The 9,733-nt window shown below is 73.7% G+C and carries 7 protein-coding genes and 1 pseudogene; 2 read left to right on the forward strand and 6 right to left on the reverse strand.

What is annotated here, in order from left to right; translation table 11 throughout:
* Positions 1-195 precede the first annotated feature (195 nt).
* Positions 196-1,941, reverse strand: coding sequence for a lysine--tRNA ligase (lysS, locus tag MW084_RS05795; protein WP_010472666.1), 1,746 nt, complete (start codon positions 1,939-1,941; stop codon positions 196-198).
* Positions 1,942-2,220: 279 nt separating this feature from the next.
* Between lysS and argS the strand changes: the two genes are divergently transcribed.
* Positions 2,221-4,008 (forward strand): arginine--tRNA ligase, encoded by a 1,788-nt coding sequence (argS, locus tag MW084_RS05800; RefSeq protein WP_010472664.1) that lies wholly within the window; start codon positions 2,221-2,223, stop codon positions 4,006-4,008.
* Between the two features lie 338 nt (positions 4,009-4,346).
* Here argS and MW084_RS05805 read toward each other — a convergent pair whose 3' ends face one another.
* Both MW084_RS05805 and MW084_RS05810 read right to left on the reverse strand, forming a co-directional pair.
* Positions 4,347-4,955, reverse strand: coding sequence for a hypothetical protein (locus MW084_RS05805; RefSeq protein ID WP_275563500.1), 609 nt, complete (start codon positions 4,953-4,955; stop codon positions 4,347-4,349).
* Between the two features lie 159 nt (positions 4,956-5,114).
* The coding region (locus MW084_RS05810; RefSeq protein WP_275563801.1) for a helix-turn-helix domain-containing protein at positions 5,115-6,402 on the reverse strand (1,288 nt) is incomplete at its 3' end.
* A 309-nt stretch (positions 6,403-6,711) separates the two neighbouring features.
* On the opposite strand from MW084_RS05810, the gene MW084_RS05815 reads away from it, so the two are divergent.
* Positions 6,712-7,557 (forward strand): DUF4232 domain-containing protein, encoded by an 846-nt coding sequence (locus MW084_RS05815; protein WP_010469926.1) that lies wholly within the window; start codon positions 6,712-6,714, stop codon positions 7,555-7,557.
* A 199-nt stretch (positions 7,558-7,756) separates the two neighbouring features.
* Here MW084_RS05815 and MW084_RS05820 read toward each other — a convergent pair whose 3' ends face one another.
* The 3 genes and pseudogenes from MW084_RS05820 to MW084_RS05830 all read right to left on the reverse strand — a co-directional run.
* Positions 7,757-8,026, reverse strand: a complete 270-nt coding sequence (locus MW084_RS05820; protein ID WP_029553419.1) for a DUF1876 domain-containing protein — start codon at positions 8,024-8,026, stop codon at positions 7,757-7,759.
* 270 nt (positions 8,027-8,296) lie between these two features.
* On the reverse strand, positions 8,297-9,292 hold the full coding sequence (gene hemB / locus MW084_RS05825) for a porphobilinogen synthase (protein ID WP_029553420.1): 996 nt from the start codon (positions 9,290-9,292) through the stop codon (positions 8,297-8,299).
* A 239-nt stretch (positions 9,293-9,531) separates the two neighbouring features.
* Positions 9,532-9,733 (reverse strand): annotated as a pseudogene (locus MW084_RS05830) (excalibur calcium-binding protein); the annotation flags it as partial.

Below are 9,733 nucleotides of genomic sequence, written 5' to 3' on the forward strand. Positions count from 1 at the left end.
CCCCGACCCTGATCGAACCGGCTGCTCGCCCACCCGCCCCGGCGCGCGACGTCGGAGGGCCGTCCGGGCGGTGCGGCGACGCCGGAGGGCCCCACCCCTTGAACCCGAGAACCCAAAGGCCCAAGGTCCGCGAGGTGGGGCCCTCCACGTGTCAGCCGGGGCGGCACGCCCCCCGCGCCCCCCGCGTCACGCGCGTCACGCGCCCAGGAGCTTGCGGACGCGCTCCGCGCCGACCGCCAGGAGCAGCGTCGGGAGGCGGGGGCCCGTGTCCCGGCCGACCAGCAGGCGGTACAGCAGGGCGAAGAAGTCGCGCTGGGCGGTCTTCAGCTCCGGTGTCGGCTTCGCCTCCGGCTCCAGCCCCGCCATGATCTTCGGCACGCCGTAGACGAGCGTCGTCAGACCGTCCAGCGACCAGTGGTCGTCCAGGCGCTCCAGGAGGAGCCGCAGCGACTCGCGGCCCTGCTCGTCGAGGGAGCCCAGCAGCTCCGTGTCCGGCTCGTCGCGCACGACCGTGCGGGCCTCGGCCGGGACCTGCGTGGTGATCCAGTTCTCCGCGCGGTCCAGTCGCGGCCGCACCTCGTCCAGCGACGACAGCGGGTTCGCCGGGTCCAGCTCGCCGAGGATGCGCAGGGTCTGCTCGTCGTGCCCGGCCGTGATGTCCACGACCGAGGCGAGCGTCCGGTACGGCAGCGGTCGCGGCGTGCGCGGCAGCTCACGGGAGGCCGTGCGCACCGCCCGCGAGTGCGCGGCGGCGTCGGCCGGAAGCGCCGTGCCGTCCGCGACCTTCGCCTCCAGCCTGTCCCACTCGTCGTAGAGCCGCTGGATCTCCTGGTCGAACGCGATCTTGAACGCCTGGTTCGGCCTGCGGCGCGCGTACAGCCAGCGCAGCAGCGGCGCCTCCATGATCTTCAGCGCGTCCGCCGGGGTGGGGACGCCGCCCTTGGAGGAGGACATCTTCGCCATGCCGGAGATGCCGACGAAGGCGTACATCGGGCCGATCGGCTGGACGCCGTCGAAGACCTCGCGGACGATCTGGCCGCCGACCACGAAGGACGAGCCGGGCGACGAGTGGTCGACGCCGCTGGGCTCGAAGATCACGCCCTCGTACGCCCAGCGCATCGGCCAGTCGACCTTCCAGACCAGCTTGCCGCGGTCGAACCCGCTCAGCAGGACGGTCTCGGAGAAGCCGCACGCGCAGGCGTACGCCAGCTCCGTCGTGTCGTCGTCGTACGAGGTGACGGTCGTGAGGTCCCGCTCGCAGCGGCCGCAGTAGGGCTTGTACGGGTAGTACCCGCCGGCGCCGCCCGAGCCGTCATCCTCCCCGGCCGCGCCGGAGCCCTCCGCCGCCGCCAGCTCGGCCTCGTCGGCCGGCTTCTGCTGCGCCTTGGCCTTGGGCCCGCCGGTGGCCTTGTCCTTCGTCCGGTACCGGTCGAGGATGGCGTCGATCTGCGCGCGGTGCCTCATGGCGTGCAGGATCTGGGCGCGGTAGGCCCCGGACGTGTACTGCTCCGTCTGGCTGATGCCGTCGAACTCGACGCCCAGCTCGGCGAGCGACTCGGCCATGGCGGTCTTGAAGTGCTCCGCCCAGCTCCCGTACGGGGAGCCGGCGGGGGCGGGGACGGACGTCAGCGGCTTGCCGATGTGCTCGGCCCAGGAGTCGTCGACCCCGGGGACGCCGGCCGGGACCTTGCGGTAGCGGTCGTAGTCGTCCCAGGAGATCAGGTGCCGGACCTCGTGCCCGCGGCGGCGGATCTCGTCGGCCACCAGGTGCGGGGTCATCACCTCGCGGAGGTTGCCGAGGTGGATGGGGCCGGACGGGGAGAGGCCGGAGGCGACGACGACCGGTTTGCCAGGCGCACGTCGCTCCGACTCGGCGATGACCTCGTCCGCGAAACGGGAGACCCAGTCGGTCTCGGTGCTGCTCTGAGCCACGATCGGCACGTCCTTGGTGTGTTCTGTGCGGGTTTCGAAGGGCTGGTCCGGGGCGGCACCGCCCTCGGGTCATTCTCCCAGACGGGACGACCGGGCCGGAGGTTGTCCACAGGGCGGGGCCGTCCACCGGCCGGAGGTTGTCCACAGGGCGGGGAAACCGTGGGAGAGAGGCTGCTCGACCGTGGGACACTTGGCAACCGGAAAAGCGCCCTCACGGGCAACCGGAAAAGCGCCCCACGGACGCACCGCAAGACCCCGCACAAGACCCCGACACAGGAACGGAAGCTCATGGCCTCGGTCCCTTCCCTCGCTTCGACCGTGCAGCAGCGCCTCGCGGACGCCCTCTCGGCAGCCCTGCCGGAGGCCGGTTCCGCCGACCCGCTGCTGCGACGAAGCGACCGGGCCGACTTCCAGGCCAACGGCATCCTGGCGCTCGCGAAGAAGCTCAAGGGCAACCCGCGCGAGCTGGCGGCGAAGGTCGTCGACGCGCTCCCCTCGGACGAGGTGCTGAGGGACCTCGAGGTCTCCGGTCCCGGCTTCCTCAACATCACGCTCGGCGACCGGGCCATCGTGGAGACGCTGGCGGCCCGCGCCGCCGACGACCGCCTCGGCGTGCCGCACGCGGAGAAGCCGGGCACCACCGTCATCGACTACGCCCAGCCGAACGTGGCGAAGGAGATGCACGTCGGCCACCTGCGGTCCGCCGTCATCGGCGACGCGATGGTGCGGATCCTGGAGTTCACCGGCGAGAAGGTGGTCCGGCGCCACCACATCGGCGACTGGGGCACCCAGTTCGGCATGCTGATCCAGTATCTGATCGAGCACCCGCACGAGCTGGACCACAGGGCGGACACGGACGACACGCAGGCTTCCGGCGAGGAGGCCATGTCGAACCTGAACCGGCTCTACAAGGCGTCCCGCGCCCTGTTCGACTCGGACGAGGAGTTCAAGGCGCGCTCCCGCGACCGGGTCGTCCTGCTGCAGTCCGGCGACCCGGAGACCCTGCGGCTGTGGCAGCGCTTCGTCGACGAGTCGAAGATCTACTTCCACTCGGTCTTCGACAAGCTGGACATGGAGATCCGCGACCCGGACGTGGTCGGCGAGTCGGGTTACAACGACATGCTGGACGAGACGTGCCGGCTCCTGGAGGAGTCGGGGGTCGCGGTCCGCTCGGAGGGCGCGCTGTGCGTGTTCTTCGACGACGTGAAGGGCCCCGACGGCCAGCCGGTCCCGCTGATCGTCCGCAAGTCGAACGGCGGCTACGGCTACGCGGCGACGGACCTGTCCGCCATCCGCGACCGGGTGGGGAACCTCGGCGCGGACACCCTGGTGTATGTGGTGGACGCCCGGCAGTCGCTGCACTTCAAGATGGTCTTCGAGACGGCGCGCCGCGCGGGCTGGCTCGGCGACGACGTGAAGGCCGTGCAGCTGGCGTTCGGCACGGTCCTCGGCAAGGACGGCAAGCCGTTCAAGACCCGTGAGGGCGAGACGGTCCGGCTCGTGGACCTGCTGGACGAGGCGGTGGAGCGCGCCTCGGCGGTCGTCCGGGAGAAGTCCGAGGGGCTTCCCGAGGGCGAGCGGCTCACCGAGGAGGAGATCGCCGAGCGCGGCGCCCAGGTCGGCATCGGCGCGATCAAGTACGCGGACCTGTCGACGTCCGCGGCCCGCGACTACAAGTTCGACCTGGACCAGATGGTCTCGCTCAACGGCGACACCTCGGTGTACCTCCAGTACGCGTACGCGCGCATCCGGTCGATCGTCCGCAAGGCGGGCGACGCGCGGCCGGCCGCGCACCCCGAGCTGGAGCTCGCCCCGGTGGAGCGGGCGCTCGGCCTGCACCTGGACCAGTTCGGCGAGGTGCTCGCCGAGGTGGCCGCGTCGTACGAGCCGCACAAGCTCGCCGCGTACCTGTACCAGCTCGCGTCGCTGTACACGACGTTCTACGCGGAGTGCCCGGTCCTGAAGGCGCCGACGCCGGAGCAGGTCGAGAACCGCCTGTTCCTGTGCGACCTGACCGCGCGCACGCTCCACCAGGGCATGGACCTGATGGGCATCCGGACGCCCGAGCGCCTCTGACCCGCGCCCGGCCGCCGCATCCGCATGCGCGGCGGCCGGGGCACGGCTCGGTCAGCGGACTGCTCGGCGGCCGGGTGGGGCGGTTCGGTGACCGGGCGGCGCGGCTCAGTCAGCAGGCTGCTCGGCGGCCGGGTGGGGCGGTTCGGTGACCGGGCGGCGCGGCTCAGTCAGCAGGCTGCTCGGCGGCCGGGCGAGGCGGTTCGGTGACCGGGCGGCGCGGCTCAGTCAGCAGGCTGCTCGGCGGCCGGGCGAGGCGGTTCGGTGACCGGGCGGCGCGGCTCAGTCAGCGGACTGCTCGGCGGCCGGGCGAGGCGGTTCGGTGACCGGGCGGCGCGGCGTCAGCCCTCGTCCTCCCCGTGCGGGATCCACTCACTGCCGCCCAGCGGGTAGGCGAAGGCCGGCCGCCCCGTGACCGCGCTCGTCGCGAAGGGCCGGCCGCGGTCGTCGATCAGCAGCGTCCCCCGGCGCCCCTCGCTGCTCCACTCCAGTTCCAGGTACCAGCGCACGAAGTGCCCGAGGGTGTGCGCCGTGACCCGCAGCATCTGGGGGTCGTTCCGGGACACCTTGTACGGGAAGTCGCTCGCCGGGATCTCCCTGTCGCCCTGGAGCCCCGCGACGGGCACGGCGCGCGGGCGCGCCGCGTCGAGGTTGACGTCGAAGCTGGCGAGTCTCATCTCGCCGCCGCAGCCCACGCCCATGACGTACGCGTTCCACGGCAGCGGCTCGCCCCGCTCCACCATCCGTACGTGCAGCCCGTGGAGCACCACCGTCTCCTCGCCCGTGGCCTGCACGGAGACCTCCATCAGCGCGTCCCCGCCCGCCACGCCGCCCAGCGCGCGGACCCAGCCGCGCGCGTCCTGCACGAAGGGCGGTGGCGGCACCTGGCCGGACGGCCGGTTCACCACGTACATCTGACTGCACGCGTCGCGCCAGACGTACGGGCGCACGTCGACGGTGAGCGGTGGAACGCCGTCACGCCGGACCGGTGCGGCCCCGCGCGGGCGCCCGGCCCCGGACGGCGCGGCGGTGGCGGTGGCCGCAGCGGTGGCGGTGGCGGTGGGCGGGCCACAACTCGGGGCNNACGNNGNGGGCTATNNGGGNANGNNGGGTGGGAGTGGCGGACGGGGTGGGGGGCGCCGAGACTGTGGCGGAGGCGCTCCCACCGGTGGGCCCCGCGGGCAGGAGGGGCTGGACGGCCGAGGTGCGCCGTCCGCCGTCCGCGTCGACGGTGGCCTTCGGTGTGCCCCGGCTCATCGCCACGGCGAACGCGGCGGAGGTCGCCAGGACGACGGCCGCCGCCGCGGTGGCGAGGCGGACCCGCCGGGACCGGGCGGCGACGGCGGACCGGGCGGCTGCGGGCGCGATGACGGCCACGGGGTCGGGCCCCCCGGCGGTCCCCGTACCCGGCGCGGGGACGGAGCCGTCGGCGGTCCCCGTACCCGATACCGGGGCGGGGCCGTCCGCGGTTTCCTCGCCCGGCGCGCGGCTGGGGCCACCGGGCGCCCCGGTCGCCGGAGCCGAGCCGCCGCCCTCCGCGCCGGGCGCCGGGGCGGGTCCGGTCGCGGCGGTGGGCCGGTCCGGGAAACCGGCTGGTGCGGCGGATGCGAGAGGTACAGAAGGTGCAGTCGATACCGAGGGTGCGGTCGGTACGGGAAGAACCGAGGGTGCGGTCGGTACGGGCGGAACCTCCGATGCGGAAGGTCCGGTCGGTTCGGCCGGGACCTCCGATACGGAAGGCACGGGCGGTTCGGACGGTGAGACCGAGGCGGACGGTGCGGGCGGTTCGGACGGTGAGACCGAGGCGGACGGTGCGGACGGGGTCGCGGACGCGAGTGGTGGGGCCAGGTCCGCCGGCCACTCCCCCGTTCCCTCTGCCGGCCACTCTCCCGTTCGCTCTGCCGGCCGCTCCTCCAGCCAGCCCTCCGATTGGCCTCCCGGCCGGCCCTCCGACCGGCCCTCCGATTGGCCTCCCGGCCGGCTTTCCGGTCGGCGGTGTGCCCGGGGCGCTCCGCCCGGGAGCTCCTCCTCCCGTACGGATTCCGCCTCCTGTGTCGCCTGCGCCTCCTCGCCCTCGCGTGTCGGCGGTGCCGCCGGGTGTTTCGAACCGGTTCCCCTCCGCCCACCGGACACCGGCGCCTCCGGTGAGGCCGCCCGTCCGCGGCGCCGGGCCTCGTCGGCGACGATCCAGCGCCGGTGCAGCGCCACCATCTCGTCCCGGGACGCCCCGCACAGCCGCGCGAGCCGCTCCAGGGGGGCGAACTCCGTCGGCACGGCGTCGCCGTTGCAGTAGCGATGCAGCGTCGACGTACTCATGTGCGCCCGCTTGGCGAGCGCGCCGTAGCTGAGTCCGGAGCGCTCCTTGAGCCCCCGCAACGTCTCCGCGAAGCCTTCCATCCCGGTCCCCACCTGACCTCCCCCTCATCGCACCGTTCCAGGAACGCGTTCCAGGCACCCGACGAAACCGCAGGTCAGAGACGTTCCAGCATTCCAGCGTTCCCCATTGTCCCGTGCCGATTGCCCTGAAATCACGCCGCCCGGCACGGTGTGTCCAGCACACCGGAGACAGGAGCACCGATGCGGTCACCCAGCCGCCTCCACCTCGCCGACGCCTGTGCGGTCGTCGTCCTGATCGTCTGCACGGTGATCGCCATCGCACTGATCAACCGTCACTGAGCACACCACCAACGGGGAGTACGAACCATCATGCGCACCTTCCGCACCCGCACCACCACCGCCGCCGCGACCGCCCTCCTGGCCGCGCTCTCGCTCACCGCCTGCCAGAACGACCGCGGCCTCGGCGCCGCCCCGGCGACCGAGCCGGCCTCCTCCGCGACCTCCGCCCCCGGGGCGCCGGCGGAGTCCGCCTCCCCCGCCGGTACGGGGAGCGGCACCGGCGACGGCCGGAACTCCGGCACCGGCAACGGCACGACCGAGACCGGTACCGAGACCGGTACCGGCACCGGTACCGACGCCGAGGGCACCACGAGCGGGAGCAGCGCCGGCAAGAACAGCAGCACCGGCCACAAGAGCACCACCGGCACCACCGGCACCACCGGAACCACCGGCGGCGGCAAGGTCACCCCCGTCTCCTCCGCCCCCAAGGGCACGTCCGGCGCGTCCTCCTTCGCCACCTGCACCGGCGACAACACCAGGGTGAGCGTCGTCCGCCCGACCCGTCCGATCAACCACCTGCTGATCACCGCCACCAACACCGGCTCCCGCACCTGCCTCGCGTACGGCGCCCCGCTCCTGCGCTTCGACGACGAGCAGGCGACCCCGCAGCTCATGGAGGAGAGCCACCCGCAGGCCGTGGTCACCCTGGCCCCCGGCGAGTCCGCCTACGCCGCGGTCCTGCTGAGCGGCGAGCGGGCGCCGGAGGAGGCCAACGGACGGTTCACCAAGCGGCTCACCGTCCTGTTCTCCTCGCGCGACGCCTCCGGCTCGGTCGGCTCGCCCGTCACGGTGAAGCTCCCCGCGGGCACGTACAAGACCGACGACGCGGCCGTGACGTACTGGCAGTCCTCGCTGGACGACGCCCTCGGCTTTTGACGGCTCCTGACGGTTTCCGAGCGGGCCCTCCGACCGGTACGCCTCCGGCCCAGGAGGCGCCACCCGCCGGTCCGGAGGCATGACCGGCCGTCACCGCCCGCCGAACCGGAGGCGGGCGGTGACACCCGAGGGGGCGGCGTCCGACGACGCCGCCCCCTCGGGCCTGCGCCCGGACCCCGCGACGGGGCCGGGCGGGGTCTCAGACCAACGGGTGCGAAGGCTTCCCCTTCACCTCGTCGATCTCCACGTGGGCCTTCTGCAGGAGCTGCGTGCCGATGTCCATCAGCGCGCGTGCGCCCGCGATCTCCTCGCCGACCCTCAGCTGCCCGGGGTCGGACGGGTGGCGCTGGGCCTGTCCGTGCCCCCTCACCTCGGTCCCGTCCCCGAGCCGCACGAGCGCGGCGGCCCTGGTCCGGTCGCCGTCCTCCTGGAACTCCATGTCGACGTGCCATCCGACCAGCGTGTGCATCCGGAACACCTCCCGTGCCTTTTCTTCCAGGGTGCTCCGCCCGGCCGCACTCCGCCCCTCCGGGCCGGACCACATCGCATCGGACCGCATCGGACCGCACCGGACCGGTGCCACCGACCCCGGCACCGTCGGCCGCCCCCACCGGACCGCACCCCACCGGCCCGCACCCCACCGACCCGGAGTCACCGCCCCGGAATCACCGCCCCGGAGCCACCAGCCCGGCCTCCGCAGACCCGGACCTCACCGGCCCGGATCTCACCGGCTCAGCCCTCACCGGCGCAGCCACCGCGCGACCTCGGTCGCCCAGTACGTGAGGACGATCTGCGCGCCCGCCCGCCTGATGCCGGTCAGGGACTCCAGGATCGCCTTCTCCCGCTCGATCCAGCCCTTCTCCGCCGCGGCCTCGACCATCGCGTACTCGCCGCTGATCTGGTACGCCGCGACCGGCACGTCCACCGCGTCCGCGACCCTCGCCAGGACGTCCAGGTACGGGCCCGCGGGCTTCACCATCACCATGTCGGCGCCCTCGTCCAGGTCGAGCGCCAGCTCCCGCATCGACTCGCGGACGTTCGCGGAGTCCTGCTGGTACGTCTTGCGGTCGCCGCGCAGGGAGGAGCCGACGGCCTCGCGGAACGGGCCGTAGAAGGCGGAGGCGTACTTGGCGGTGTACGCCAGGATCGACACGTCCTCCTTGCCGATCGTGTCCAGCGCCTCCCGCACCACACCGACCTGGCCGTCCATCATGCCGCTGGGGCCGACCACGTGGACGCCCGCGTCGGCCTGGACCTGCGCCATCTCGGCGTACCGCTCCAGCGTGGCGTCGTTGTCGACGCGGCCCTCGGCGTCGAGGACGCCGCAGTGCCCGTGGTCGGTGTACTCGTCGAGGCACAAGTCGGACATGATCACCAGCTCGTCGCCGACCTCGGCCCGCACGTCCCGAATGGCGACCTGGAGGATGCCGTCGGGGTCGGTCCCGGCCGTGCCCGCCGCGTCCTTCTTGGCCTCCTCCGGCACGCCGAACAGCATGATCCCCGACAGGCCCGCCTCGACGGCCTCCACCGCGGCCTTCCGCAGGGTGTCGCGCGTGTGCTGCACGACCCCCGGCATGGCCCGGATCGGCACCGGCTCGGTGACGCCCTCCCGAACGAAGGCGGGCAGGACCAGGTCGGCGGGGTGCAGGCGGGTCTCCGCGACCATCCGCCGCATGGTGGGCGTGGTGCGCAGCCGACGCGGCCGCGCCCCGGGGAAGGATCCGTACGCAGTCATGCCCTCACGCTACGCCCGCCCCGCCGGTGCCTTTGCCGACGCCCGGTCGGCGCCCCTCCCCGGCCCCCCGGTCGGCGGCGGGGGCGCCGGGCGGCGTGCGGCGAACCGGCCGCCGTCTCCTGGCCGTCCACCCGTCCCCGAAGCCCCGGCCCGGCCATCCGCCCGCTTCGTGGCACCCACTCGCTTCGGGGCGCCCGTTCGCTTCGAGACGCTCCCGGGCTTCAGGGCGCCCATGCGCCTCAAGCGCGCACGCGCCGCCTGTACACGTAGCCGCCGACGAGCCCGGCCGCCGCGACGAGCCCGACGCCGAGGCCGATCTGCCGGCCGTCGGGACCGGAAGAGGAGGCGCCGCCCAGACCTCCGCGCACCCCGCTCGGGGTCGGCGTGACGACACCGGACGTGGGCCGGAGGGGCGGCGGGGCGACCGCCGACGGCGTGGTG

The organism is Streptomyces sudanensis (assembly GCF_023614315.1).
GTDB classification, from domain to species: domain Bacteria; phylum Actinomycetota; class Actinomycetes; order Streptomycetales; family Streptomycetaceae; genus Streptomyces; species Streptomyces sudanensis.

Excerpts from the sequence above, each read along its gene's own strand:
- argS (WP_010472664.1), top strand. The coding sequence starts at position 2,221 with ATGGCCTCGGTCCCTTCCCTCGCTTCGACCGTGCAGCAGCGCCTCGCG.
- MW084_RS05815 (WP_010469926.1), top strand. The coding sequence starts at position 6,712 with ATGCGCACCTTCCGCACCCGCACCACCACCGCCGCCGCGACCGCCCTC.
- MW084_RS05820 (WP_029553419.1), bottom strand. The coding sequence starts at position 8,026 with ATGCACACGCTGGTCGGATGGCACGTCGACATGGAGTTCCAGGAGGAC.
- hemB (WP_029553420.1), bottom strand. The coding sequence starts at position 9,292 with ATGACTGCGTACGGATCCTTCCCCGGGGCGCGGCCGCGTCGGCTGCGC.